Origin of the sequence: Streptomyces sp. Go-475 (genome assembly GCF_003330845.1) — a bacterium.
Lineage (GTDB): Bacteria > Actinomycetota > Actinomycetes > Streptomycetales > Streptomycetaceae > Streptomyces.
Map to the genome: position 1 here is coordinate 3,435,251 of NZ_CP026121.1, position 24,196 is coordinate 3,459,446.

Annotated in this window: 24 protein-coding genes; 7 read left to right on the plus strand and 17 right to left on the minus strand. The window is 72.1% G+C overall.

Annotation, left to right across the window (positions count from 1 at the left end; genetic code table 11):
* The first annotated feature begins 21 nt into the window (after positions 1–21).
* Positions 22–1,365: a UDP-glucose/GDP-mannose dehydrogenase family protein gene (locus tag C1703_RS15650; RefSeq protein ID WP_114253324.1), complete on the plus strand. Its 1,344-nt coding sequence runs from the start codon at positions 22–24 to the stop codon at positions 1,363–1,365.
* A gap of 105 nt (positions 1,366–1,470) precedes the next feature.
* Here the strand turns inward: C1703_RS15650 and C1703_RS15655 are convergent, their stop codons facing one another.
* Positions 1,471–1,980 carry a CGNR zinc finger domain-containing protein gene (locus tag C1703_RS15655; protein ID WP_114253326.1) on the minus strand — a complete coding sequence of 170 codons (510 nt, stop codon included), beginning with the start codon at positions 1,978–1,980 and terminating at the stop codon, positions 1,471–1,473.
* 132 nt (positions 1,981–2,112) lie between these two features.
* On the opposite strand from C1703_RS15655, the gene C1703_RS15660 reads away from it, so the two are divergent.
* Positions 2,113–2,484 (plus strand): VOC family protein, encoded by a 372-nt coding sequence (locus tag C1703_RS15660; protein ID WP_114253328.1) that lies wholly within the window; start codon positions 2,113–2,115, stop codon positions 2,482–2,484.
* Between the two features lie 14 nt (positions 2,485–2,498).
* Positions 2,499–2,891, plus strand: coding sequence for a VOC family protein (locus C1703_RS15665; RefSeq protein ID WP_114253330.1), 393 nt, complete (start codon positions 2,499–2,501; stop codon positions 2,889–2,891).
* 13 nt (positions 2,892–2,904) lie between these two features.
* Here C1703_RS15665 and C1703_RS15670 read toward each other — a convergent pair whose 3' ends face one another.
* Together C1703_RS15670 and C1703_RS15675 are read right to left on the minus strand one after the other, a co-directional pair.
* A complete protein-coding gene (locus C1703_RS15670; RefSeq protein ID WP_114253331.1) occupies positions 2,905–4,038 on the minus strand; it encodes a dipeptidase in 1,134 nt (377 codons plus the stop codon).
* A 103-nt stretch (positions 4,039–4,141) separates the two neighbouring features.
* Positions 4,142–4,501, minus strand: coding sequence for a MerR family transcriptional regulator (locus tag C1703_RS15675; protein ID WP_114253333.1), 360 nt, complete (start codon positions 4,499–4,501; stop codon positions 4,142–4,144).
* Positions 4,502–4,553: 52 nt separating this feature from the next.
* Between C1703_RS15675 and C1703_RS15680 the strand changes: the two genes are divergently transcribed.
* Positions 4,554–5,696: an alkene reductase gene (locus tag C1703_RS15680; protein ID WP_114253335.1), complete on the plus strand. Its 1,143-nt coding sequence runs from the start codon at positions 4,554–4,556 to the stop codon at positions 5,694–5,696.
* On the opposite strand, the gene C1703_RS15685 is transcribed toward C1703_RS15680, so the two are convergent.
* From C1703_RS15685 to C1703_RS15695, 3 genes are read right to left on the minus strand one after another with little or no spacing between them, the layout of a single operon-like run.
* The gene (locus tag C1703_RS15685) at positions 5,636–6,823 is read right to left on the minus strand and encodes a dipeptidase (RefSeq protein ID WP_114253337.1); all 1,188 of its coding nucleotides are present in this window, start codon (positions 6,821–6,823) and stop codon (positions 5,636–5,638) included. The genes C1703_RS15680 and C1703_RS15685 overlap by 61 nt on opposite strands.
* 5 nt (positions 6,824–6,828) lie before the next feature.
* Positions 6,829–7,356 carry a 5-(carboxyamino)imidazole ribonucleotide mutase gene (gene purE / locus C1703_RS15690; protein WP_232840497.1) on the minus strand — a complete coding sequence of 176 codons (528 nt, stop codon included), beginning with the start codon at positions 7,354–7,356 and terminating at the stop codon, positions 6,829–6,831.
* Positions 7,353–8,492 carry a 5-(carboxyamino)imidazole ribonucleotide synthase gene (locus C1703_RS15695; RefSeq protein ID WP_114253341.1) on the minus strand — a complete coding sequence of 380 codons (1,140 nt, stop codon included), beginning with the start codon at positions 8,490–8,492 and terminating at the stop codon, positions 7,353–7,355. The genes purE and C1703_RS15695 overlap by 4 nt, the downstream gene beginning before the upstream one ends.
* A 163-nt stretch (positions 8,493–8,655) precedes the next feature.
* Here C1703_RS15695 and C1703_RS15700 point away from each other — a divergent pair, with 163 nt between their 5' ends.
* A complete protein-coding gene (locus C1703_RS15700) occupies positions 8,656–9,162 on the plus strand; it encodes a GtrA family protein (RefSeq protein WP_114253343.1) in 507 nt (168 codons plus the stop codon).
* Between the two features lie 16 nt (positions 9,163–9,178).
* Here C1703_RS15700 and C1703_RS15705 read toward each other — a convergent pair whose 3' ends face one another.
* Both C1703_RS15705 and C1703_RS15710 read right to left on the minus strand, forming a co-directional pair.
* Positions 9,179–10,456, minus strand: coding sequence for an ATP-binding protein (locus C1703_RS15705; protein ID WP_114253345.1), 1,278 nt, complete (start codon positions 10,454–10,456; stop codon positions 9,179–9,181).
* A 31-nt stretch (positions 10,457–10,487) separates the two neighbouring features.
* Positions 10,488–11,165 carry a response regulator transcription factor gene (locus C1703_RS15710; RefSeq protein WP_010034575.1) on the minus strand — a complete coding sequence of 226 codons (678 nt, stop codon included), beginning with the start codon at positions 11,163–11,165 and terminating at the stop codon, positions 10,488–10,490.
* A gap of 517 nt (positions 11,166–11,682) precedes the next feature.
* Here C1703_RS15710 and C1703_RS15715 point away from each other — a divergent pair.
* Complete coding sequence (locus tag C1703_RS15715) at positions 11,683–13,221, plus strand: oligopeptide:H+ symporter (protein WP_114253347.1); 1,539 nt, start codon at positions 11,683–11,685, stop codon at positions 13,219–13,221.
* Positions 13,222–13,303: 82 nt separating this feature from the next.
* Here C1703_RS15715 and C1703_RS15720 read toward each other — a convergent pair whose 3' ends face one another.
* The 4 genes from C1703_RS15720 to C1703_RS15735 all read right to left on the minus strand — a co-directional run bounded on the left by C1703_RS15720 (position 13,304) and on the right by C1703_RS15735 (position 16,968).
* Entirely contained in the window at positions 13,304–14,305 is a 1,002-nt protein-coding gene (locus C1703_RS15720) for a hypothetical protein (RefSeq protein WP_114253348.1), read from the minus strand.
* A gap of 543 nt (positions 14,306–14,848) precedes the next feature.
* A complete protein-coding gene (locus tag C1703_RS15725) occupies positions 14,849–15,553 on the minus strand; it encodes an LPXTG cell wall anchor domain-containing protein (RefSeq protein ID WP_114253351.1) in 705 nt (234 codons plus the stop codon).
* A gap of 241 nt (positions 15,554–15,794) precedes the next feature.
* On the minus strand, positions 15,795–16,349 hold the full coding sequence (locus C1703_RS15730) for an ATP-binding protein (RefSeq protein ID WP_114253353.1): 555 nt from the start codon (positions 16,347–16,349) through the stop codon (positions 15,795–15,797).
* A gap of 241 nt (positions 16,350–16,590) precedes the next feature.
* Positions 16,591–16,968, minus strand: a complete 378-nt coding sequence (locus C1703_RS15735; protein WP_114253355.1) for an STAS domain-containing protein — start codon at positions 16,966–16,968, stop codon at positions 16,591–16,593.
* Positions 16,969–17,206: 238 nt separating this feature from the next.
* On the opposite strand from C1703_RS15735, the gene C1703_RS15740 reads away from it, so the two are divergent.
* The gene (locus C1703_RS15740) at positions 17,207–18,133 is read left to right on the plus strand and encodes an RNA polymerase sigma factor SigF (RefSeq protein WP_198678182.1); all 927 of its coding nucleotides are present in this window, start codon (positions 17,207–17,209) and stop codon (positions 18,131–18,133) included.
* A gap of 99 nt (positions 18,134–18,232) precedes the next feature.
* Here C1703_RS15740 and C1703_RS15745 read toward each other — a convergent pair whose 3' ends face one another.
* From C1703_RS15745 to hutU, 5 genes are all read right to left on the minus strand, one after another.
* Positions 18,233–18,553 carry a hypothetical protein gene (locus C1703_RS15745; RefSeq protein WP_114253357.1) on the minus strand — a complete coding sequence of 107 codons (321 nt, stop codon included), beginning with the start codon at positions 18,551–18,553 and terminating at the stop codon, positions 18,233–18,235.
* 63 nt (positions 18,554–18,616) lie between these two features.
* Positions 18,617–19,912 carry an imidazolonepropionase gene (hutI, locus tag C1703_RS15750; RefSeq protein ID WP_114253359.1) on the minus strand — a complete coding sequence of 432 codons (1,296 nt, stop codon included), beginning with the start codon at positions 19,910–19,912 and terminating at the stop codon, positions 18,617–18,619.
* Positions 19,909–21,249 carry a formimidoylglutamate deiminase gene (locus C1703_RS15755; protein ID WP_114253361.1) on the minus strand — a complete coding sequence of 447 codons (1,341 nt, stop codon included), beginning with the start codon at positions 21,247–21,249 and terminating at the stop codon, positions 19,909–19,911. The genes hutI and C1703_RS15755 overlap by 4 nt, the downstream gene beginning before the upstream one ends.
* On the minus strand, positions 21,240–22,457 hold the full coding sequence (locus tag C1703_RS15760) for an allantoate amidohydrolase (RefSeq protein WP_114253363.1): 1,218 nt from the start codon (positions 22,455–22,457) through the stop codon (positions 21,240–21,242). The genes C1703_RS15755 and C1703_RS15760 overlap by 10 nt, the downstream gene beginning before the upstream one ends.
* The gene (hutU, locus tag C1703_RS15765; RefSeq protein ID WP_114253365.1) at positions 22,454–24,118 is read right to left on the minus strand and encodes a urocanate hydratase; all 1,665 of its coding nucleotides are present in this window, start codon (positions 24,116–24,118) and stop codon (positions 22,454–22,456) included. The genes C1703_RS15760 and hutU overlap by 4 nt, the downstream gene beginning before the upstream one ends.
* Positions 24,119–24,196 lie beyond the last annotated feature (78 nt).

A 24,196-nucleotide genomic window follows, 5' to 3' on the forward strand; every position in this document is an offset into this window, starting at 1 on the left:
CCGTAGACCCCTGGAGCACCCATGGCCCTGAAGATCACCGTGATCGGCACCGGTTATCTCGGCGCGACACACGCGGCGGCCATGGCCGAGCTGGGCTTCGAGGTGCTCGCGCTGGACGTCGTGCGCGAGAAGATCGAGATGCTGGAGCGGGGCGAGGCCCCGATGTACGAGCCGGGTCTGGACGAGCTGCTGCGCCGGCACGTCGCCGGGTTCGAGGGCTCCAGCGGGCGGCTGCGCTTCACCCAGGACTGGGCCGAGATCGGTGCCTTCGGCGATGTGCACTTCGTCTGTGTGAACACGCCGCAGCGGCACGGCGAGTACGCCTGCGACATGTCGTACGTCGACTCCGCGTTCGCCTCGCTGGCGCCGCATCTGCACGGGCCCGCGCTGGTGGTCGGCAAGTCGACCGTGCCCGTGGGCTCCGCCGACCGGCTGGCGGCCTACCTGGCGGCGAACGCGCCGGCCGGGGAGGACGCCGAGCTGGCCTGGAACCCGGAGTTCCTGCGGGAGGGCTTCGCGGTCGACGACACGCTGCACCCGGACCGGATCGTGGTGGGTGTGCGCAGCGAGCGGGCCGAGAAACTGCTGCGGGAGGTGTACGCGACGCCGATCGCGGAGGGCTCGCCGTTCGTGGTGACGGACTTCCCGACCGCCGAGCTGGTGAAGACATCGGCGAACTCCTTCCTCGCGACGAAGATCTCCTTCATCAACGCGATGGCGGAGGTGTGCGAGGCCGCGGGCGGTGATGTCGCGAAGCTGGCGGAGGCGATCGGTTACGACGACCGGATCGGCAGGAAGTTCCTGCGGGCCGGGATCGGCTTCGGCGGTGGCTGTCTGCCGAAGGACATCCGGGCGTTCATGGCGCGGGCGGGTGAGCTGGGCGCGGACCAGGCGCTGACGTTCCTGCGGGAGATCGACTCGATCAACATGCGCCAGCGTGGGCAGATGGTGGAGCTGGCCCGGCAGGCGCTGGGCGGCGGGCCGTTCCTGGGCAAGCGGGTGGCGGTGCTGGGCGCGACCTTCAAGCCCGACTCGGACGACGTGCGGGACTCGCCCGCGCTGAACGTGGCCGGGCAGATCCATCTCCAGGGCGGGCAGGTCACGGTGTACGACCCGAAGGGCATGGACAACGCCCGCCGGGTCTTCCCGACGCTCGGCTATGCCGACTCGGCGCTGGAGGCGGTGCGGGGCGCCGACATCGTGCTGCATCTGACGGAGTGGCGGGAGTTCCGCGAGCTGGACACCGAGGCGCTCGGGGAGGTGGCGGCGGCCCGGGTCGTCCTGGACGGTCGCAACGCCCTGGATCCGGAGCGCTGGCGCAAGGCGGGCTGGACGTACCGGGCGATGGGGCGTCCCAGGGCGTGAGCGCGTAGGGACGCGCGGACAGGTGACGCCGGTTCGGCCGAGGCTCAGTCGGCCGAACCGGCGTCTTGTTGCATTCTGCCCCACCGGGCCGGGGTGGGGGGCGTCTCATGTTCCCTTGGCGCGGTAGCGGCGCATCTTGGCGCGGGCCCCGCACACCTGCATGGAGCACCAGCGGCCCCGGCCTGCGGGGCTGCGGTCGTAGTACGCCCAGTGGCAGTCGGCGGCCTCGCAGGCCTTGAGGCGGGTCCAGGTGCCGGCGACCAGGGCTTCGGCGACGGCGGCGGCCACGCGTGCGTGCAGGGAGTGGCCGTCGGCGGGGGTGAGGGCGGCCGAGCCGTCCGCCGGGTCGACCGTGACGACGAGGGGGGCGGCGGCGAGGAGGTCGCCGAGCGGGGGTACCTCGCGGTGGGGCGGGTGGCCGGCGTGGGCGAGGAGGACGGCGCGCAGTGACTCGCGCAGGGCGCGGGCCTCTTCGGCCTCGTCGTCCCCGGTGATCCCGATGCGGGCCCGGCCTTCCGGCGTGTCGAGCGCGTCGGCGCCCGACTCGATGTCCAGCGTGTTCACCAGGGTCTCGACCAGGGCCAGGCCGCCGGGTGCGGGCGATCTCTCCGTCATGGCTGGACCGTACCTCTCGCGTTTCCCCTTGCGAGGTTACCGCCTGTGCGGGAGCATGGAGTAACGGTTACCAGTTTCCCGCAGGCTGTCGGTAACGAACCTGTGGGTAACAGCGACTTCGAGGAGGAAGTCATGGCTCTCGCCAAGATGGGTGTCGTCGTCCTGGACTGTCCCGACCCGCGCGCGCTGGCGGGCTTCTACGCCGACGTGCTGGGGGGCACGCCGACGGTGGAGAGCGACGGGGAGGACGAGTGGGTGGACCTGAAGGTGCCGGGCGGCCCGGCGCTGGCGTTCCAGGCCGCTCCCGGGTACGTGCCGCCACGGTGGCCCTCGCCCGAGCACTCCCAGCAGTTCCACCTCGACCTGGTGGTGGAGGATCTGGACGCGGCCGAGAAGGGCGTGCTGGCGCTGGGCGCGAAGCCGCTGGACGCCGAGGACCGGGAGCGCACGTTCCGGGTTTACGCCGACCCGGCCGGGCACCCGTTCTGCCTCTGCGCCTGCTGAGACCGGGAGGCCTCATGTCCGCCGTGGCACGTTTCCGTTCCGTGGTCGTCGACTGCCCCGAGCCGCGCGAGCTGGCCCGCTTCTACGCGCGGGTCGGCGGGGGCACGCCGGAGGACGACGACCCCGACTGGGTGGTGCTGCGCGTCCCCGGCGGGCCGCGGCTCGCCTTCCAGCGCTCGCCCGGGTACACCCCGCCGGAGTGGCCGCGGGCCGACCGCAACGCTCAGCAGTTCCACCTGGACTTCGACGCCGGGTCGACGTGGGAGGAGATCGACGCGGCGGAGGAGCGGGTGCTGGCGCTGGGGGCGCGGGTGCTGGACCGGGAGGACTACGAGAAGAAGGACTTCCGGGTGTACGCCGATCCGGTGGGGCATCCGTTCTGCCTGTGCCGGATCGAGCACGACTGAGGCGACGGGCGCGTTACCCGTCCAGCTCCGCGATCGTCGCCGTCGACTGCTCGCGCCGTTGCTGGGCCGCGCGGGCCGTGAAGTCGGCGCCGCGCAGCACGCGTTGGACGTTGCCCCAGGTCAGAAGGGCCACGTCGGCCTCGTCCCAGCCGCGTCGGAGCAGTTCGGCGATCAGCCGCGGGTAGCAGGAGGTGTCGCCGAGTTCCTGCGGGTGGGCGGCTCCGGAGTCGTAGGTGCCGGACAGTCCGACGCAGTGCGCTCCGGCGACCTCGCGGACGTGGTCGAGGTGGTCGGCGACGTCGCGGACGGTCGGGCCGGTCTGCTCGGCGGTCAGCGGCACCAGGCACAGCCCCTTGGCCTCGCCCAGCTCCGCCAGCAGTTCGTCGGGGAGGTTGACCGGGTGGGGGCGGATCGCCCGGGCGGCGGAGCGGCTGCACAGCACGGGTGCCCGGGAGAGGCTCAGGACGCGGCGGACGGTCTGCGGTGAGGCGCCGGAGAGGTCCGCGATCACGCCGAGCCGGTTCATCTCGCGCACGACCTCCTCGCCGAACCGGGTCAGCCCCGCCTCGCTCGCCCAGGACACCCCGGCCAGGGTGAGGACGCGCAGGCCGAGGGCGTGCAACTGGCGCAGGATGCCCAGCGAGTCGCCCACGGCCGATGCCCCGGCGGGGCCGAGGAGCACGGCGACCCGGCCGCAGTTGCGGGCGTCCGCGACCTGTCCGGCCGTACAGGCGGGCCGCAGGCCCTCGTCACAGGTGCGGACGACGGTCTTGGCCAGGTCCAGCTGCTCCAGCGTGGCGCCGACGGCCCGGTCGCCGTCGAGGCCCTCGGGCAGGTGCAGCGACCAGAACAGGGCGCCCACGTGGCCGCCGCGCAGGCGCGGTACGTCCGTGTCGACGGCGCTCTCGCCGAGCTCCAGGTCGTAGTAGGACAGGCGCTTGAGGGCCCAGGGCAGTCCGTTGTAACCGTCGGCGACGGGGTGCGCGGCGAGGATGGCGTGCGCCCGGGTCAGGGGCGCGTCGTCCGGGTCGGAGACGGGCTCGTAGGACTCCGCCGTGACCACGGCCTCCTCGGGGTACGGCTCGGCCAGGTCGTCGAGGTCACCGGCCGCGGCGGTGGGGCGCAGGTCGTCCTGGAGGTCTGCCATGGCGGCTCCGTACGGTCGTCGTGCAGTACGGTCACCGTCGCACGGAGCGGTGGGCTGTTCCTGGTGGGCGGAGCGTTCGGGGTACGCCCCGACGGCCGCGCCGTCAGGGCAGCCGGGCCGCTTCGATCACCTCGTCCAGGGTGTCCCGGGAGCGGACCAGGTCGGCGATCATCCGGTCGATGCGGGCGCGCTCGGCGGTGAGGTCGGCGACCAGGCTGGGGGTGGCACGGGACGAGGGGCCGCCGTCCCTGTCCCGCATGCACGGCAGCAGCTGGACGATCTTCTCGCTGCACAGTCCCGCCGCGAACAGCTCCTGGATCCGGATGACCCGGTCCACGGCCGCCTCCGGGTACTCCCGATGTCCGCCGGGCGTCCGCTCGGCGGTGAGCATCCCCTGCTTCTCGTAGTAGCGCAGCGACCGCTCGCTCACGTTGGTGCGCCGGGCCAGTTCACCGATCCGCACGTCCACTCCCGGGCTTGATTCTGACATTGGTGTCAGGTTTTAGCGTACGGGCATGACGCAGCACACGACAGCACTCTTCGAGCCGGCTCGTCTGCCCGGTCTTGACCTGCCCAACCGTCTGGTGATGGCGCCGCTGACCAGGAACCGGGCCGAGGCCGACGGCACGCCGACCCCGCTCATGGCCACGTACTACGCCCAGCGCGCCTCCGCCGGGCTGATCATCGCCGAGGCGTCGACGCCGAACGCGGTCGGGCAGACGTACCCGAACATCACCGCCGTCCACAGCCCCGCGCACGTGGCCGGCTGGCGGCGGGTCACGGACGCCGTGCGGGAGGCGGGCGGCCGGATGTTCCTCCAGCTCCAGCACGGCGGGCGGGTCGGGCACCCCGCGACCAGCGGGCTGACGCCTCTGGCTCCCTCGCCCGTCCCGCTGCCCGGGACGATCTTCACGCCGGAGGGTCACCGGCCGGCCGTGGTGCCCAGGGAGATGACCGCCGAGGACATCCGCACCACCGTCGCCGACTTCGCGAAGGCCGCCCGCAACGCGCTGGACGCCGGCTTCGAGGGGGTGGAGGTGCACTCGGCCAACGGCCATCTGCTGCACCAGTTCCTCGCCCGCAACACCAACCTTCGCACCGACGGCTACGGCGGACCGGTCGCGGCCCGGATCCGGTTCACGGCCGAGGTGACCGAGGCCGTGGCTGCCGAGATCGGGGCCGAGCGGGTGGGGCTCCGGGTCTCCCCCGGCAACACGGTCAACGGCATCGAGGAGGGCGAGACCGAGGAGATCTACCCGGCGCTCGTCGAGCGGCTCGGCGGGCTGGGGCTGGCCTACCTGCACCTGGGGTACGCCGACCCGGAGACGGCGGTGTTCCGGAAGGTGCGTGCCGGATGGCCGGGCGTGCTCATCGGCAACCCGGTACTGAAGGAGATCTCCACGGACGCGGTGCACCGGGCGTCCGAGGCGCTGCTGGCCGCCGGAGCCGACCTGATCGCGCTCGGCCGCCCCTTCCTGGCCAACCCGGATCTGGTGACGCGGCTGCGGCGCGGGGCGCCGCTGAACGAGCTGCGCGACCGGTACTTCATGTACGTGGGCGGGGCGACCGGCTACACCGACTACCCCGCCCTCGACGCTCAGGAGCCGGACGCGTCCAGCGACTCGATCGTGGCGTTGGACGGCGACCGCGTCTGCTGAAGCCCCCGGGCCACGTCCTCCGCCGCGTCCAGCACCCGGACCGCGTTCTTCCAGGTCAGCTTGGTCAGGTCGGCCTTCGACCAGCCGCGGTCGAGGAGTTCGGCGATCAGGTTGGGGTAGCCGGAGACGTCGTCGAGGCCGTCGGGGGTGAAGGCCGTGCCGTCGTAGTCGCCGCCGATGCCGAGGTGGTCGATGCCCGCCGCCTCGCGCATGTGGTCCAGGTGGTCGGCGACCGTCGCCACCGTGGCGACCGGGCGCGGGTGCCGCTCCTCGAAGGCGCGGTGGACCTTCATGGCCTCCGGGGTGGTGTCGAGGGGGTGGAAGCCGTGGACGCGCATGTTCTCGTCGGCCGCGGCGGTCCAGTCGACGGCCGCCTGGAGCACGAACTTCGGGACGAAGGTGACCATGGCGATGCCGCCGTTGGCGGGCAGGCGTTCCAGGACGTCGTCCGGGATGTTGCGCGGGTGGTCGCAGACGGCCCGGGCGGAGGAGTGGGAGAAGATCACCGGGGCGGTGCTCGTGTCGAGCGCGTCCCGCATCGTCGTCGCGGCCACGTGGGAGAGGTCGACGAGCATGCCGAGCCGGTTCATCTCCCGTACGACCTCGCGGCCGAACGCGGTGAGGCCCCCGGCCCGCGGCTCGTCGGTCGCGGAGTCCGCCCAGTCCACGTTGTCGTTGTGGGTGAGCGTGAGGTACCGCACGCCGAGTCCGTACAGACCGCGCAGGGTGCCCAGCGAGTTGGCGATGGAGTGGCCGCCCTCCGCGCCCATGAGGGAGGCGATCCGGCCCTCGCGGCGCGCGGCCTCCATGTCGGCGGCCGTCAGCGCGGGGCGCAGGTCCTCCGGGTGGCGGGCCAGCAACTGCCGTACGCAGTCGATCTGTTCGAGGGTGGCCGCGACCGGGTCGGGCGCGTCCGTGCGGACGTACACCGACCAGTACTGCGCGCCGACGCCGCCGGCCCGCAGGCGCGGGAGGTCGGTGTGCAGATGGGCGGCCTGGTCGACGGCGATGTCCCGGGCGTCGAGGTCGTAGCGGACCTGCTCGCGCAGTGCCCAGGGCAGGTCGTTGTGCCCGTCGACGACCGGGAACTCCCGCAGGAGTTCCCGGGCTGCCTCCCGGGAGGTCATCGTCGTCACTTCCCCGCGCCGAAGCCGAAGCCGCCCGTGCCCTCGACCTTGGAGCGCAGGCGCTTGCCCTTCTCGGTGGCCTGGTCGTTGAGCTCCTGCTGGAACTCGCGCATGCGGGCGCGCAGGTCCTCGTCGTGCGCGGCGAGGATGCGGGCCGCGAGCAGACCGGCGTTGCGGGCGCCGGCGACCGAGACCGTGGCGACCGGGACGCCGGCCGGCATCTGCACGATCGACAGGAGGCTGTCCATGCCGTCGAGGTACTTCAGCGGCACGGGCACGCCGATGACCGGCAGCGGCGTCACGGAGGCGAGCATGCCGGGCAGGTGGGCGGCGCCGCCCGCCCCGGCGATGATCACCTTGAGCCCGCGCTCGTCGGCCTGCTCGCCGTAGGCGACCATCTCGCGCGGCATGCGGTGCGCGGAGACGACGTCGACCTCGTAGGCGATCTCGAACTCGTCGAGGGCCTTGGCGGCGGCCTCCATGACGGGCCAGTCGGAGTCCGACCCCATGACGATGCCAACAACAGGGCTCATTCGGTGATGGTGCCTCTCAGGTAGCCGGCAGCGTGACGGGCGCGCTCCAGCACGTCGTCCAGGTCGTCGCCGTAGGTGTTGACGTGACCGACCTTGCGGCCGGGCTTCACGTCCTTGCCGTACATGTGGATCTTCAGCTGCGGGTCGCGGGCCATGCAGTGCAGGTACGCGGAGTACATGTCCGGGAAGTCGCCGCCGAGGACGTTGACCATCACCGTCCACTTGGCGCGCGGGCGCGGGTCGCCCAGGGGCAGGTCCAGGACCGCGCGGACGTGGTTGGCGAACTGGCTGGTGACGGCGCCGTCCATCGACCAGTGGCCGGAGTTGTGCGGGCGCATCGCCAGCTCGTTGACGAGGATGCGGCCGTCGCGGGTCTGGAACAGCTCGACCGCGAGGTGGCCGACGACGCCGAGCTCCTTGGCGATGTTCAGCGCCATCTCGGAGGCCTCCAGGGCGAGGGCCTCGTCCAGGTCGGGCGCCGGGGCGATGACCGTGTCGCAGACGCCGTTGACCTGGCGGGACTCCACGACCGGGTAGGCCACGGCCTGGCCGTGCGGGGAGCGGACGACGTTGGCGGCGAGCTCGCGGACGAAGTCGACCTTCTCCTCGGCGAGCACGGGCACCCCGGCCTTGAACGGATCGGCGGCCTCCTCCACGGAGTCCACCACCCACACGCCCTTGCCGTCGTAGCCGCCGCGAACGGTCTTGAGGACGACGGGGAAACCGTCGCCCTCGGCCGCGAAGGCCGCCACGTCCTGTGGATCGGAGACGATCCTGTGCCTCGGGCAGGGCACGCCGATCGCGTCGAGTCTCGCCCGCATCACGCCCTTGTCCTGGGCGTGCACGAGCGCGTCCGGGCCGGGGCGCACGGGGATGCCGTCCGCCTCCAGGGCGCGGAGGTGCTCGGTGGGTACGTGTTCGTGATCGAAGGTGATCACATCGCACCCTCGGGCGAACTCGCGCAACGTGTCGAGGTCGCGATAGTCGCCGACGACGACATCGCTCACGACCTGCGCAGCGGAGTCCTGCGGGGTGTCACTGAGAAGCTTGAACCTGATGCCCAGCGGGATGCCTGCCTCGTGTGTCATACGAGCGAGCTGGCCCCCGCCGACCATGCCGACTACCGGGAACGTCACTCCCCCAGGGTATCGGCCGCGCCAAGGTGGCCGGTTTCCTGCCCCCGCCCGGCCCTGCCCGGACCATCTCCGGCCGTCCACCGCCGTCCGCAGGAAGATCGCGCGGGAGGGTGGTTAGCATGGCTGGGTTGACGCCAACCGACGGACGGGGGCCTGCACGACCATGGGACATGGTGCCTCGCGGCTCCGACGGATCTGTCGGGAAGTCGCCAAGTTCGGCGCGGTCGGCGGGGCCGGCGTGCTCGTCAATCTCCTCGTGTTCAACCTGGTACGGCATGTGACCGACCTCCAGGTGGTGCGCGCGAGCGTCATCGCGACCGTCGTCGCGATCATCTTCAACTACGTCGGCTTCCGCTACTTCACCTACCGCGACCGCGACAAGACCCGCCGTACGCGCGAGATGAGCCTGTTCCTGCTGTTCAGCGCGGTCGGGCTGGTCATCGAGAACGGTGTCCTGTACACGGCCACGTACGGCTTCGGCTGGGACACCCCGCTGCAGAACAACATCTTCAAGTTCCTCGGCATCGGCATCGCGACCCTCTTCCGCTTCTGGTCGTACCGCACGTGGGTGTTCCGCGCGCTGCCCGCCCGGGAGGCCGTGACGGACGCCGAGTCGATCCTGAAGCGGGAGCGGGCCCGTCAGTCCCGGACGAAGCAGCGGGTGCCGTAGCCGCCGGAGACACCCCCTAGCGGACCATCGGCTCCTCGTCGTTCCCCAGGTCCTTGCGCACCGGCGTGCGGGACAGGAACAGGCCGAAGACCGGCGGCTTGGTCTGGAGCATCTCCAGGCGGCCGCCGTCGGCCTCCGCGAGGTCGCGGGCCACGGCCAGGCCGATGCCCGTGGAGTTGCGGCCGCTGATGGCCCGCTCGAAGATGCGGGCGCCCAGGTCGGCCGGGACCCCGGGGCCCTCGTCCGTGACCTCGATGACGGCCTGGTTGCCGGTGACGCGGGTGCGCAGCGCGACCGTGCCGCCGCCGTGCATGAGGGAGTTCTCGATCAGCGCGGCCAGGACCTGCGCGACGGCGCCGGGCGTGCCCACCGCCTCCAGATGCCGCTTGCCGGAGCTGACGATGGCCCGGCCCGCGCTGCGGTACGCCGGCCGCCACTCGGCGAGCTGCTGCTGGATGACCTCGTCGAGGTCGAAGGTGACGGCGGAGCCGGTGCGCGGATCACGGGAGTTCGTCAGCAGCCGCTCGACGACGTCCGTGAGCCGCTCGACCTGGGTCAGCGCGATCGTCGCCTCCTCCTTCACCGTGTCCGGGTCGTCGGTGAGGGTGATCTCCTCCAGCCGCATGGACAGCGCCGTCAGCGGCGTGCGCAGCTGGTGGGAGGCGTCGGCGGCGAGGCGGCGTTCGGCGGTCAGCATGCGCGCGATGCGCTCGGCGGAGCCGTCCAGCACGTCCGCCACCCGGTCCAGCTCGGGCACGCCGTACCGCTTGTGCCGGGGGCGCGGATCGCCCGAGCCGAGCCGCTCGGCCGTCTCCGCCAGGTCGGTCAGCGGCGACGCCAGCCGGTTGGCCTGGCGCACGGCGAGCAGCACCGCGGCGACCACCGCCAGCAGCGCCACCAGCGCGATGATCAGCAGCGTGCGGCCGACCTCCCGGGTCACCGAGGAGCGCGGTTCCTGGACGGTGACCGTCTCGCCCTCCTCGCCGGACGCGGTCTCGCTGATGACCTCGCCGGCCGGTTTGGTGCCGACCTCGATGGGCGCCTCACCGGGGATGCGGATCACCGCGTAGTAGCGGTCCTGCGTGACCTGGTCGCGCAGGACCTCCGCGTCGACCTGCTGCTCGCCGAAGAGCCGGCTGTCGACGATGCTCGCCAGGCGGACGGCCTCGGACTCCACCCGCTCCTGGGCGCTGTTGCTGATCGTCCGGGTCTCGACGATGACGAGCGAGACGCCGAACACGGCGATCACGACCAGCACCACGGCGAGCGTGGACTGGATCAGTCGGCGGCGCATGTCCTGTTACCCGATCACCGTGCTCCGCGGCTCAGCTCTTCTCGAAACGGAAGCCCACACCGCGCACGGTGGCGATGTAGCGCGGGTTGGCCGCGTCGTCGCCGAGCTTCTTGCGCAGCCAGGAGATGTGCATGTCGAGGGTCTTGGTCGACGACCACCAGGTCGTGTCCCAGACCTCGCGCATCAGCTGGTCGCGGGTGACGACCCGGCCCGCGTCGCGCACCAGCACCCGCAGCAGGTCGAACTCCTTGGCGGTGAGCTGGAGCTCCTCCTCGCCCATCCAGGCGCGGTGCGACTCGACGTCGATGCGCACGCCGTGGGTGGCGGGCGGCTGCTGCGGCTCGGCGGCGCCGCGCCGCAGCAGGGCCCGGACGCGGGCGAGCAGCTCGGCGAGCCGGAACGGCTTGGTGACGTAGTCGTCGGCGCCCGCGTCGAGGCCGACGACGGTGTCCACCTCGTCGGCGCGGGCGGTCAGGATCAGGATCGGAATGCTGTGTCCTTCGCCACGCAGGCGACGGGCCACCTCCAGACCGTCCATGCCGGGCAGACCCAGGTCGAGCACGACCAGGTCGACGCCGCCCTGCATTCCGGCGTCGAGAGCGGTGGGTCCGTCCTCACGCACCTCGACCTCGTAGCCCTCCCGGCGCAGAGCACGGGCCAGCGGCTCCGAGATGGACGCGTCGTCCTCGGCGAGCAGTACTCGGGTCATGAGGTGATGGTAGACCTGCGAGGCCCTGAGCTGGGGTGTGACCGGAAGGCTTGATTCTTACCGAGGGCACACCCGTTTCTTACGTTGCGCGGGAACGCTTCCGAACCTCTGCCTTTGGGGTGCGATCCTGGTAAGGACCTTGGAAAGGGGGCATGTGGTTCCCTCGACACCTGTGATCCGTGTCTCAAGTCCTTCCATATGCGGCAGTGTCCTGCCGTATGGTGAAACAACGCCTGTAGCACCACGGCGACCTTCGGAGGCTTTTTGCCCTGGAGGTCTCTTTTGTGTCCGGGCCGGTTTCCCGCCGGCCCGCATCCGACAACGACCTGTGGCCGGGCCTCGGCGTGCGGCGACGCGCGTAGAGGTGTGGATCCCGGTGGCGACCGCCCACCGCTCCGTGACCCGGAGCGGACCCCCGTAGGCGTCGGGCGGACGGCCGTACGCACCGGTGCCGGCAGCCCCCACCGGGCGCACCACCGCTGTTCGCGGGGCGCGTCCCGAGCAGCAAGGAACGACCATGGCGTCCAGCCTGACGAAGGACTCGGCCCGCCCGGGCACCCCGGGCTCCGAGAAGACCTTCTTCGGCCACCCCCGCGGACTGGCCACCCTCTTCATGACCGAGATGTGGGAGCGGTTCAGCTTCTACGGCATGCGGGCCCTGCTCGTCGTGTACCTGCTCTCCGGCGGCCCGGACGCCAAGAAGGGCAGCATGGGCGGCGGTCTCGGCATGGACCTCGCCACCACGACGGCGATCTACTCGGTGTACCTGTCGATGGTGTACCTGCTCACCATGCCCGGCGGCTGGCTCGGCGACCGGGTCTGGGGTCCGCGCAAGACGGTGACGATCGCGGCCGTCACGATCATGGCGGGCCACCTGGTGCTGGCCCTGCCCGGCGGCCAGGCACCCTTCTTCGCCGGTCTGGCCCTGGTCGCCCTGGGCTCGGGCCTGCTCAAGGCCAACATCTCCACCATGGTCGGCCACCTCTACGACGGGCCGGACGACCCGCGCCGTGACGGCGGCTTCACGATCTTCTACATGGGCATCAACATGGGTGCCTTCTTCGCGCCGCTGATCATCGGCACCGTCGGCCAGCAGGTCAGCTGGCACCTCGGCTTCGGCCTGGCCGCGGTCGGCATGGGCATCGGCCTCGTCTCCTTCCTCCTCGGCACCCGAAACCTCAGCCCGCGGAGCAACGTCGTGCCCAAGCCGCTGGCGGCCGAGGAGCGCGCGTCCTGGCTGCGCAAGGGCCTGCTGTGGCTGATCGTCGCGGCCGTCTTCTACGGCGTCGTCGGCCTCACCGGCCACTTCACGCTCAACTGGGCGATGATCCCGCTGACGGTGATCGGCCTGGTCATCCCGGCCGGCGTGCTGATCCGCATCAAGCGGGACAAGGAGCTCAGCGACGTCGAGCAGTCGAAGATGACCGGCTACATCTGGTTCTTCGTCGCGGCCGCCGTGTTCTGGATGATCTACGACCAGGGCGGTTCCACGGTCCAGGCGTTCGGTGAGACGAAGGCCTCCGGCTCGCTGCTCGGCTTCGACTTCCCGTCCTCCTGGTACCAGTCGCTGAACCCGGTGTTCATCATGGCGCTGGCCCCGGTCTTCGCCTGGTTCTGGCTGTGGCTGAACCGCAAGGGCAAGGAGCCGAGCACCGTCGCCAAGTTCGCCGCGGCGCTGTTCTTCATCGGTGTCTCGTTCTTCTTCTTCCTGCTGCCGCTGGGCATGGCCGACGGCGACACGCTGGTCAGCCCGATGTGGCTGGTGGGCATCTACCTGATCCAGACCGTCGGTGAGCTGTGCATCTCGCCGGTCGGCCTGTCGGTCACGACGAAGATGGCCCCGGCCAAGTACGCCAGCCAGATGATGGGCGTCTGGTTCCTCGCGGTCACGGCGGGCGACTCGGTGACGGGTCTGCTGTCCAACCCGGCCGTCGGCGGTGTCGACCTGAGCGGCACCGGCGCGGTCGCCGTGGAGGCCGTGCTGGCCGCCCTCGCGGGCATCGCGGTGTACATGTACCGCCGGAAGGTGAAGTCCCTGATGGGCGACGTCCACTGACACGGGCGCCGCACCGGACCGGGAAGGGCCGCCGCACCTCGGGTGCGGCGGCCCTTCTTCTTTCCTCTTTCATGGCTTTCCTTCACGGTTTCTTTCCTGGTTTTCCCGGTCCTGGCGGGTCGGCGTCCGGGGCGAACCACGGCGGGGCCGGGGGCCGACGGGCGGCGGGCAGCCGCAGGCGGCGGGCGGGGCGGGCCGCGTGGCCGGGGCGGCGCGGCCGTACGTGGTCGACCACGGCCAGGCCCGCGCGGAACAGCGCCGCCGGCACGACCAGGAGGACCAGGGCCCAGAACAGCGTCACGCCCCAGGGGCGGCCCACGCCCCAGGGGTGTTCGGCGAGGACCTTGCCGCCGTACTTCAGGGAGACGGTGTAGTCGCCGTGCGCCCCGCCCGCGAGTTCCACGGGCAGTTCGATACGGGCCTTCCCGCCGGGCCGGATCGTGCCGCGCCAGCGCTGGTCCTGCCACTGCGGGGCGAACACGCCGTGCGCGGTGCCCACCTGGAAGACGGGGTTGCGCACGGGGGACGTGCCGACGTTGCCGACGGTGACCTCCAGGGTCCGGGCGGGCGGGGAGCCGAACCAGGTCAGCAGCCCGCCGGAGCCGCGCAGCCGGGTGTCCGCGAGCAGGGACAGCCGCCCGCCGGACCGTTCCGCGGGCAGCGGCTCGACGGCGTGCCCGGCGACTTCGAGGGCGGCGTCGGCCTCGGCCCCGACTCCGGTCACCGTCGCCACGTGCACCACGCAGGGACACGGCACCGGCGGCTCGACGACGGGCAGTTCCCGGCGGAAACGCCCCTCGGCGTCGGTGGTGACGGCACGGCCGTCGGCGTTGGCGCAGGAGTTGGTGCCGCCGGTCACGCCCCGGTCCGGCTCGGCCTGCCCGCACACCAGCAGCGTCAGCAGGGCCCGCGGCCGCCAGCCGCTGCCGCTGACGGTGACCGCGCCGCCCGCCCCGGCCTGGGCCCTGGACAGCTCGACGACGGGCCGGTCCACCGCCCCGACGGGCCCGGCGCCGGCCGGCACCAGCAGGAGCGCCAGCAGGACCGGCAGTGACAGGCGGGGAAGGCGGCCGGCGTAGGGCATCGAGGGCTCCTGCGGTCGGTCGGGTGGGCGGGCAGGGTGGCGACGTGGGTGCGGCAGCTGCCTGGGGGCGGCGTCGGGGTGGGGGGCGGCGGGGGCGGGGTTCGGCGTGGGCGGGGATCGGCGTGGGCGGGGCTGGCGTGGGCGGGGATCGGCGGGCGTACGGCTTCGGCGGGCTTACGGTTTCAGCGGGCTTACGGCTTCGGCGAGCGCCCGGTTTCAGCGGGCTTACGGCTTCGGCGGGCCTACGACTTCGGCGGGCTTACGGTTTCAGCGGGCTTACGGATTCGGCGGGCTTACGGCTTCGGCGAGCGCCCGGTTTCAGCGGGCTTACGGCTTCGGCGGGGCTACGACTTCGGCAGGCTTACGGCTTCGGCAGGCTTACGGCTTCGGCGAGCGCCCGGTTTCAGCGGGCTTACGGCTTCAGCGGGCCTACGGCTTCGGCGAGCGCCCGGTTTCAGCGTGCGTACGGCTTCGGCAGGCCCGGCCTCGGAGCAGCCCGGCGGGCAGGCGTGCGGCCGCGTGTGCACTGGCGCGGGCGTGGCCTCAACGGCCTGCCCGCGCCCCCTGGTGACGGCGTGTCAGCCACAGCGCGCCCGCCGCGCCGACGAGCAGCACCGTGCCGCCGAGGGTGCCGAGGGCGACGGCCGAGTCCTCGGGTCCGGTCCGCGGGAGCTCGGCACCGGTGTCGGAGCCGGACTCCGAGCCACCGCCCCGGGCGGAGCCGGTGGTACCGCCGCCCGCGGCCGTGACGTCGAGGGTCAGGGACGGGCCCGGGTCGTTCGTCGGGGTGCACGTGGTCGTCGTACCGAGCGCCTTGATGGTGAGCACGCCCGCCGTGAAGGTGACCTCGCCGCTCTTCTTCGGCGTGTACGTCCCGCTCAGATCGTTGATCTTGATGGGCGTGTTGGCCGGGATCGCGGCCTCGTTGGCCGGGCCGGTCACCGTCAAGGTGCCGCTGTCGGCGCCGCCCAGGGCGATGGTGGCGCTCGGCGTCATCGCGCCCTTGCCGAGTTCGACCGGGCTGGAGGAGACGCCCTTCTGCCAGGACATGGTGATCCGGTAGCCGCTGCCGTTCCTGACGCCTTTGACGTCGATGGGCGAGACGGCGCTCTTGTCGCCGATCGGCGTCTTGCACTGGTAGTTGACGTCGACGACCTCGGCCCGGGCCACGGGGGCGGCCATCCACACCGCCGAGCCGGCCAGGGCCGCGGCGGACGCGAGCGCGGCGGTTCGTTTCCGGTACGACACGGTGCCGCTCCCCTTCCTGTTTCCTGACGGCGCATCAGATCGGGCCGTCAAGGTACGCCCGGGGAGGTGAGGAAGGAAGACACAGGGCACTCCGGATCTGTGGCGATCCGGGGCGTGGGGGTGACGCGTGAGGGGGCGCGGGGAGGAGATGCCGCGGGGTCGGGCGTCCGACGCCCGCCCGGCCGCTCCATGAGGCCGCTGCCCGGGTCAGGACGATGCCCGGGTCAGGAGGCGGCCGGGGTCAGGCCGGTGCGCCCAGTTCCGCCCACACCGTCTTGCCGGCGACCCCCGGCGTGCGCACGACGCCCCAGTCCAGGCACAGCCGCTGGACGATGAACATGCCGTGGCCGCCCGGACGTCCCGCCCGGTGGGGCGTCCGGGGAGCCGGCTGGCCGGTGCCCCGGTCGGAGACCTCGATGCGGATCACCTTGTTGTCGCAGGTGATCCGCAGCTGGTCCGGCCCCTCGGCGTGCAGGCAGGCGTTGGTGACCAGCTCGGAGACGACGAGCAGCACATCCTCGGCGGCGGCCCGCTGGTCGGCGGAGGCCGCGGGCAGCCAGCCCCACGCGTACAGCGCCTGTCGGGTGAAGTCGCGCGCGAGCGGGACCACGCCGCTCTCGCCGTCGAAGCTCAGCCGGCGCACTTGCCGGCCCCCCGGCGGCGCCGCGGCTCCGGACGTCGCCGCCACGCCCTCGCCGGCCGCACCGGCCGCCGCTACGCCACCCTCGGACGCCCCGGAAGCGCCGCTGGGCTCCGGCCCGCGGTCGCCCGGCGAGTAAGGCCGGGTGGTGCTCATCAGCGCTTCACCTCACCGATTCACCAGTTCACGATTGAAAAATTCACTACACAGTCAGTCACGCAGTGCGCGGCACGTCGGTTTCACGGCGCCCCCGCCACCCTGGCGTCCGACAGGTTCAGGATGTCTCCTGCCCGGGCGGACCCGCAGAACACCCCCGTATTCGGGATGAAGGGCGTGACGGGGGTAGGACGCCGGTCACAGAGGGACGGCCGGGTCGCGGCGCGCCGGGGCACCGCCGTCAGCCCGACTCGTCGGCCAGGGCCGCCTGGAGGGTGTCATGAACGCTGAAGACCGCGTCCGCTCCCGTGATCTCGAACACGCGTGCCACTACCGGCTGCATTCCGACCAGCGCCACGCCGCCACCGGCGGCCTCCGCCTTCAGTCGGGCGCCGAGGAGCACGTTCAGCCCCGTGGAGTCGCAGAACTCCAGGCGCGCGCAGTCGATGACCAGGCGCTTGAATCCCTTGGCGAGGCAGTCGTCGAGCGGCTCGCGCAACAGATCGGCGGTGTGGTGATCCAGCTCACCCGCCGGGGTCACGACGGCGCTAGAGCCCTCTTCCCGCACCTCCACCAGAAGCCGGCCAGACTGCGCGCTGCCGACCGTCCCGCGGTCCATGCCGTCTCTCTCTCCCGACGTCGTGACTGTTGCTGACGCCCTCGAACACTACGCCTTCCCGCCACGCTTCGACACCCGAACAACTACACACAAACGGACATATGCCCACAGAACGCACTTGCGGTGGGCTCGGGAAAGCGGGTAGGCCTAGTAAGGACACGTAACCGACACGGCCGGCTTTGGAGGCGCCGCACACCGCAGTGCACGTACTGGCTCCGGCAGCCATATGCCGAGAACGATGGAGGACATCATGTCACCCCGGCTCGACGCATCGCGTACCCAGAAAGCGACGTCGACACCCCCTCCGGAACAGCTGGATCCCATCGAGCAGGACGAGATGCTCGTCACACAGGACGACCTTCTCTCCGGACTTCCGGACATCCCCCCGTACGAGGAAGTCGACGCGGTCGACGCACGGGCCCTGTCCAAGACCCTCTTCGAGCGCCTCGAGTCGCTGGAGGAAGGCACCCCTGAGTACTCGTACGTCCGCAACACACTCGTCGAACTGAACCTCGCGCTGGTCAAGTTCGCCGCCTCCCGGTTCCGCTCCCGCAGCGAGCCGATGGAGGACATCATCCAGGTCGGCACCATCGGCCTGATCAAGGCGATCGACCGCTTCGAGCTGTCCCGGGGTGTCGAGTTCCCCACGTTCGCGATGCCGACCATCATCGGCGAGATCAAGCGCTTCTTCCGCGACACCTCGTGGTCCGTGCGCGTACCGCGGCGGCTCCAGGAGCTGCGGCTCGACCTGGCCAAGGCCGGTGACGAGCTGGCGCAGAAGCTGGACCGCGCCCCGACGGTGCACGAACTGGCCGAGCGGCTCGGCATCTCCAACGACGAGGTCGTCGAGGGCATGGCCGCGTCGAACGCCTACACCGCCTCCTCGCTGGACGCCCAGCCGGAGGAGGACGACTCCGAGGGCGCGCTCGCGGACCGCATCGGCTACGAGGACCACGGACTCGAAGGCATCGAGTACGTCGAGTCGTTGAAGCCGCTGATAGCGGAACTCCCGCCGCGCGACCGGAAGATCCTGTCGCTGCGGTTCGTCGCCGGCATGACCCAGTCGGAGATCGGCGAGGAACTGGGCATCTCCCAGATGCACGTCTCGCGTCTGCTGTCCCGGACGCTGGTGCGGCTGCGCAAGGGGCTCACGGTCGAGGAGTGATCCTCACCGGGTGATCGTGTCCTTCGGGGGCGGGCTCAGGGCCCGCCCCCAGGCGCGTTCTCCGCCGCCCGTTCCTCAGGAGTTTCCGCCGTCCGTTCCTCAGGAGTTGAGGATCAGCGCGGCCGTCGGGACGAGCGGGGCGGCCAGGCTCAGCAGCCAGTAGCGGTGCGGAGCGAGGGTCGTCCGGCGCCGGAGCGGCGTGTTGGCGAGCCACCAGATCAGGCCGTACAGCGTGACGACGGGGACGACGATCACGAGCCAGAGGGCCATGCCGTCGTTCTCCGTGGGTTCCCGCGTGGTCCAGCCGAGCGCGGCCAGCGGTCCGTTGGCCATGACGTACCAGATCAGCCAGAACGGCACCACGCCCGGGACTCCGAGCAGGAGGTTCACCAGCAGTGGTGCCGACCAGTGCCGTGCCATCCGTCCCCGCCCTCCGGTGGCGCCGGCCGTCCGCCGGCGTGCCACCGCATTATGGCCGGTGCTTCACACCACGCGTTCCCCGCGCCGCCACACGCCGCTGACCAGCGGGACGCCCGGCCGGTAGGCGAGGTGGACGTGGCTCGGCGCGTCGAGGAGCGCCAGGTCGGCGTAGGCGCCCGGGGTGAGGCGGCCGATGTCGGTGCGCCTGAGGGCAGCCGCGCCGCCCGCCGTGGCCGACCAGACGGCCTCGTCCGGGGTCATCCCCATGTCCCGTACGGCGAGCGCGACGCAGAAGGGGACGGACGAGGTGAAGGACGAGCCCGGGTTGCAGTCGGTGGACAGGGCGACGGTGGCGCCCGCGTCGAGCAGGCGGCGGGCGTCCGGCCACTCCGCGCGGGTGGAGAACTCGGCGCCGGGCAGCAAGGTGGCGACGGTGTCGCTGTTCGCGAGCGCGTCCACGTCCTCGTCCGTCAGGTGGGTGCAGTGGTCGGCGCTCGCGGCGTCGAGTTCGACGGCGAGCCGTACGCCCGGGCCGTACGACAACTGGTTGGCGTGGATGCGGGGGTGCAGCCCCTTGGCCTTGCCCGCGGTGAGGATCGCCCGGGCCTGGTCGCCGTCGAAGGCGCCCTGCTCGCAGAAGACGTCGATCCAACGCGCGTAGGGGGCGCAGGCGTCGAGCATCTCGCCGGTGACGAGGGCGACGTACGACGCCGGGTCCTCGGCGTGGTCCGGCGAGACGATGTGCGCGCCGAGGTAGGTGACCTCGTCGGTGTGGGCGGCGGCGATGCGCAGCGCCCGGGACTCGTCCTCGACGGTCAGGCCGTAGCCGGACTTCGTCTCCATGGTGGTGGTGCCCTGGCGGAGGGCCTCGCGGAGGTAACGGGTGAGGTTGGCCTCGAGTTCCTCGTCGCTCGCCGCCCGGGTGGCCGCGACCGTCGTGCGGATGCCGCCCGCGCTGTAGGGCCGCCCCGACATCCGGGCGTTGAACTCCTGCGTCCGGTCGCCCGCGAAGACGAGGTGGGAGTGGGAGTCGACGAAGCCGGGGATGACCGCCCGGCCGCCGGCGTCGACCCGATTGTCAGTGGCGGGTGCTTTGCTGTGATCACCGGTCCACGCGATGCGGTCGCCTTCGATGACGACGGCCGCGTCCTGGACCAGTCCGAGGGGGGAACCGTCACCGAGGGAGGGGTCGTTGGTGACCAGGGCGGCGATGTTGGTGATGAGCGTGCTTGCGGTGCTCGCGGAGTGGGCGGGGCTGACGGTCGTCGCGTTGCTCATGGCGTCCTTGGTGGCCTGGTCGGCGGTGGGGTCGGGTCCGGGGGCGGGGGCCGGCCGCGCGGGCGGGCGGCCCGGGGTCATCCGCGCAGGGCTGCGACGGCGTCCGCGAGGGCGCGCGGCACATCGGGCACGAGGGTGTGGACCCCGTCCCGTACGACGTGCCGGCCTGCCACGACCGTATGCGACACGTCTGCTGCCGACGCGGCGAATACGGCCGTCTCGGCCCCGAGCCGCGGAAGCGGCCCTGCCGTCCTGACCGAGTCGAGGGCGATCGTCGTGAAGTCGGCGAGCGCGCCGGGCTCGAGGCGGCCCGCGCCGTCCCAGCCGAGGGCGGCGTGGCCGTCGGCCGAGGCCGCCCGCAGCAGGGCCGCCGCCGTCCAGTGACCTCGGGTGCGGGTGCGCAGCCGCTCGTTCAGCTCCATCGCCCGCGCCTCTTCCAGCAGGTCGATCACGGCGTGGCTGTCGGATCCGAGACAGAGCGGGGAGCCTTCGTTCTGCAGGGCGACCGCGGGCCCGATGCCGTCGGCCAGGTCCCGTTCGGTCGTCGGGCACACGCAGGTGCCGGTGCCGCTGGAGCCGATGAGGGAGATGTCCTCGGCAGTGAGGTGGGTGTTGTGGACGCCGGTGGTGCGCGGCCCGAGCACACCGTGCAGGGCGAGGAGCTGGGTCGGGGTGCAGCCGTGGGCTTCCCGGCAGGCGTCGTTCTCGGCGGTCTGCTCGGACAGGTGCACATGGAGCGGGGCCCGCCGCTCCTCGGCCCAGCGCGCCACGGTCGCCAGTTGCTCGGCGGGCACGGCCCGCACGGAGTGGATCGCCGCTCCGATCCGTGCGTGATCCCGTTCCTTGAGAACTGAACAGCGTTCTGCCCAGGCGTCCGCCGTGCCGTCGGAGAAGCGGAGCTGGTGGGCGGTGGGGGGCTGTCCGAAGCCGGAGGAGAGGTAGGCGGTGTCGAGGAGGGTGATGCGGACCCCGGCTTCGGCGGCGGCCGCGACGAGTGCCTCCCCCATCGCGTTGGGGTCGGCGTAGGGGGCGCCGCCGGGGGCGTGGTGGACGTAGTGGAACTCGCCGACCGCCGTGATGCCGGCCAGGGCCATCTCGGCGTACACCGCGCGGGCGAGGGCGTGGTAGCTGTCCGGGGTGAGCCGGGCGGCGACGGAGTACATGACCTCGCGCCAGGTCCAGAACGTGCCGGAGCCGACCTGGGCCGTGCCGCGCAGCGCGCGGTGGAAGGCGTGGCTGTGGGCGTTGGCCAGGCCGGGCAGGGTGAGTCCGCGGAGGATCTCGGCGCCGGGGGGCGGCGCGGCGACCTCGGTCCGGACGGCGGTGATGCGGCCGTCCCGCACGTCGAGGGCGACGCCCGGTTCGACGCGCGTGTCGAGCCAGGCGTGCTCCAGCCAGTACGTCTGCGTCACCTGCACGCCAGTCCCTCCAGTACGTCGGCGAGTGCGAGCACCCCGGCCACGCAGTCGTCCTCGGTCGCGGACTCGGCCGGCGAGTGGGAGACACCCGTGGGGTTGCGCACGAACAGCATGGCGGTCGGGATGCTCCCGGACAGGATCCCGGCGTCGTGTCCGGCGCCGGTGCCGAGGACGGGGACCGTGAGGCCGGCGTCCGTGCCGAGGATGCGGGCGAGTTCGTCGCGCAGGGCGTGGTCGAACTCGACGACGGGGGTGAACGACTCGCGGACGACGGCGAGATCGACCCCGTGGGCGGCGGCGTACTCCCCGGCCGCCTTCTCCACGCCGGCGACGACGGCGTCCAGGCTGTCCTGGTCGGCGGCGCGCGAGTCGAGCCAGCCGCGCACCAGGGAGGGGATGGCGTTGACGCCGTTCGGCTCGACGGCGATCTTGCCGAAGGTGGCGACGGCCCCGGCGAGTTCGGCCTCGCGGCGGGCGGCGAGGACGGTCTCGGCGTAGGGCAGCATGGGGTCGCGCCGGTCGGCGAGCCGGGTGGTGCCGGCGTGGTTGGCCTCGCCCCGGAAGTCGAACCGCCAGCGTCCGTGCGGCCAGATGGCGCTCGCGATGCCGACCCGGTCGCCGGACAGGTCCAGGGCCCGGCCCTGCTCGACGTGCAGTTCGACGAAGGCGCCGATGCGGGCGAGCCGTTCCGGGTCGGGCCCGATGGCGTCCGGGTCGTAGCCGGCGGCCTCCATGGCCCGGGGCAGGGTGGTGCCGTCCCCGTCGGTCAGCCGGTGGGCGTCGGCGACGGTGAGCTGCCCGGCCGTGAGCCGGGACCCGACGCAGGCGAGCCCGAACCGGGCACCCTCCTCGTCGCCGAAGTTCACGATGCCGAGGGGGCGGGTGAACCGCGCGTCCCGGTCGCGCAGTTCGTCCAGCGCGGCGAAGGCGGAGACCACGCCGAGGGGCCCGTCGAAGGCACCGCCGTCGGGCACGGAGTCGAGGTGCGACCCGGTGACGACGGCGTCGCCGCGGGCGGGGTCCCCGAGCCAGGCCCACTGGTTGCCGTTGCGGTCGGTCTCATAGGTCAGCCCGCGCGCTTCGGCCTGCTCCTGGAACCAGGCCCGGCAGTCCGCGTCGGCGCCGGTCCAGGCGAAGCGGCGGTAGCCGCCGGAGGCGGAGCTGCGGCCGATCGGCAGCAGCTCCGCCCACATGCTGTGGAAGGTCACGCCTCGTCACCCTCGCGCATCGGGACCCGGACACCGCGCTCGCCGGCGACCGACTCGGCGATGTCGTAGCCCGCGTCGACGTGCCGGATGACGCCCATCCCCGGGTCGTTGGTGAGGACGCGGCGGATCTTCTCCCCGGCGAGCGGGGTGCCGTCGGCGACCGTCACCTGCCCGGCGTGGATCGAGCGGCCCATGCCGACGCCGCCGCCGTGGTGGATGGACACCCAGGACGCCCCGGAGGCGACGTTCACCATCGCGTTCAGCAGCGGCCAGTCGGCGATCGCGTCGGAGCCGTCGAGCATGGCCTCGGTCTCCCGGTAGGGGGAGGCGACGGAGCCGCAGTCGAGGTGGTCGCGGCCGATGACGACCGGGGCGGCCAGCTCCCCGCTCGCGACCATGTCGTTGAACCGCTCACCGGCCTTGTCCCGCTCGCCGTAGCCGAGCCAGCAGATACGGGCGGGCAGGCCCTGGAAGTGCACCCGCTCCCCGGCCATCTTGATCCAGCGGGCCAGGGACTCGTTCTCCGGGAAGAGGTCGAGGATCGCCTTGTCGGTCTTGGCGATGTCGGCCGGGTCGCCCGAGAGGGCCGCCCAGCGGAAGGGGCCCTTGCCCTCGCAGAAGAGGGGGCGGATGTAGGCGGGGACGAAGCCGGGGAAGGCGAAGGCCCGGTCGTATCCGGCGAGCTTGGCCTCGCCGCGGAGGGAGTTGCCGTAGTCGAAGACCTCCGCGCCGGCGTCCATGAAGCCGACCATGGCCTCGACGTGGCGGGCCATGGACTCGCGGGCCCGGGTGGTGAAGCCGGCCGGGTCCTTGGCGGCGTAGGAGGCCATCTCGTCGAAGTCGACGCCGAGCGGGAGGTAGGACAGCGGGTCGTGCGCCGAGGTCTGGTCGGTGACGATGTCGATGGGCGCGCCCATGGCGAGGAGCTGCGGGACGAGTTCGGCGGCGTTGCCGAGGACGCCGATGGACAGCGGGCGGCGGGCGTCGCGGGCCTCGGTCGCCAGCTGGAGCGCGTGGTCGAGGCTGTCGGCCTTCACGTCCAGGTAGCGGTGCTCGATGCGGCGTTCGATGGCGCGCGGGTCGCAGTCGACGCACAGGGCGACGCCGTCGTTCATGGTCACGGCGAGGGGCTGGGCGCCGCCCATGCCGCCGAGGCCGGCGGTGAGCGTGATCGTGCCGGCCAGCGATCCGCCGAACTTCTTCGCGGCGACGGCGGCGAAGGTCTCGTAGGTGCCCTGGAGGATGCCCTGGGTGCCGATGTAGATCCAGGAGCCGGCGGTCATCTGGCCGTACATGGTCAGGCCCAGCTGTTCGAGGCGGCGGAACTCCTCCCAGGTGGCCCAGTCGCCGACGAGGTTGGAGTTGGCGATGAGGACGCGCGGGGCCCACTCGTGGGTCTGCATGACGCCGACCGGGCGGCCGGACTGCACCAGCATGGTCTCGTCCTGCTTCAGCCCCTTGAGGGTGCGGACCATCGCGTCGAAGGAGCGCCAGTCCCGGGCGGCCTTGCCGGTGCCGCCGTAGACGACGAGCTGGTCGGGGTGCTCGGCGACCTCCGGGTCGAGGTTGTTCTGCAGCATCCGCAGGGCGGCTTCCTGCTGCCATCCCAAGGCGCTCGGTTGCGTGCCGCGCGGCGCTCGGACGGGGCGGGGTCCGGACATGGTCTGCCTCCTGGTGGGCTCTCCCGGCGGATGTTGCTGCGTCTATTCACATCCTGACCTCATGAATAGAGCTAGTCA

What these genes read in the sequence shown, in the direction of transcription:
- C1703_RS15650 (WP_114253324.1), top strand. Translation starts at nt 22, where the DNA reads ATGGCCCTGAAGATCACCGTGATCGGCACCGGTTATCTCGGCGCGACA.
- C1703_RS15655 (WP_114253326.1), bottom strand. Translation starts at nt 1,980, where the DNA reads ATGACGGAGAGATCGCCCGCACCCGGCGGCCTGGCCCTGGTCGAGACC.
- C1703_RS15660 (WP_114253328.1), top strand. Translation starts at nt 2,113, where the DNA reads ATGGCTCTCGCCAAGATGGGTGTCGTCGTCCTGGACTGTCCCGACCCG.
- C1703_RS15665 (WP_114253330.1), top strand. Translation starts at nt 2,499, where the DNA reads ATGTCCGCCGTGGCACGTTTCCGTTCCGTGGTCGTCGACTGCCCCGAG.
- C1703_RS15670 (WP_114253331.1), bottom strand. Translation starts at nt 4,038, where the DNA reads ATGGCAGACCTCCAGGACGACCTGCGCCCCACCGCCGCGGCCGGTGAC.
- C1703_RS15680 (WP_114253335.1), top strand. Translation starts at nt 4,554, where the DNA reads ATGACGCAGCACACGACAGCACTCTTCGAGCCGGCTCGTCTGCCCGGT.
- C1703_RS15685 (WP_114253337.1), bottom strand. Translation starts at nt 6,823, where the DNA reads ATGACCTCCCGGGAGGCAGCCCGGGAACTCCTGCGGGAGTTCCCGGTC.
- purE (WP_232840497.1), bottom strand. Translation starts at nt 7,356, where the DNA reads ATGAGCCCTGTTGTTGGCATCGTCATGGGGTCGGACTCCGACTGGCCC.
- C1703_RS15700 (WP_114253343.1), top strand. Translation starts at nt 8,656, where the DNA reads ATGGGACATGGTGCCTCGCGGCTCCGACGGATCTGTCGGGAAGTCGCC.
- C1703_RS15705 (WP_114253345.1), bottom strand. Translation starts at nt 10,456, where the DNA reads ATGCGCCGCCGACTGATCCAGTCCACGCTCGCCGTGGTGCTGGTCGTG.
- C1703_RS15710 (WP_010034575.1), bottom strand. Translation starts at nt 11,165, where the DNA reads ATGACCCGAGTACTGCTCGCCGAGGACGACGCGTCCATCTCGGAGCCG.
- C1703_RS15715 (WP_114253347.1), top strand. Translation starts at nt 11,683, where the DNA reads ATGGCGTCCAGCCTGACGAAGGACTCGGCCCGCCCGGGCACCCCGGGC.
- C1703_RS15720 (WP_114253348.1), bottom strand. Translation starts at nt 14,305, where the DNA reads ATGCCCTACGCCGGCCGCCTTCCCCGCCTGTCACTGCCGGTCCTGCTG.
- C1703_RS15730 (WP_114253353.1), bottom strand. Translation starts at nt 16,349, where the DNA reads ATGAGCACCACCCGGCCTTACTCGCCGGGCGACCGCGGGCCGGAGCCC.
- C1703_RS15735 (WP_114253355.1), bottom strand. Translation starts at nt 16,968, where the DNA reads ATGGACCGCGGGACGGTCGGCAGCGCGCAGTCTGGCCGGCTTCTGGTG.
- C1703_RS15740 (WP_198678182.1), top strand. Translation starts at nt 17,207, where the DNA reads ATGGAGGACATCATGTCACCCCGGCTCGACGCATCGCGTACCCAGAAA.
- C1703_RS15745 (WP_114253357.1), bottom strand. Translation starts at nt 18,553, where the DNA reads ATGGCACGGCACTGGTCGGCACCACTGCTGGTGAACCTCCTGCTCGGA.
- hutI (WP_114253359.1), bottom strand. Translation starts at nt 19,912, where the DNA reads ATGACCCCGGGCCGCCCGCCCGCGCGGCCGGCCCCCGCCCCCGGACCC.
- hutU (WP_114253365.1), bottom strand. Translation starts at nt 24,118, where the DNA reads ATGTCCGGACCCCGCCCCGTCCGAGCGCCGCGCGGCACGCAACCGAGC.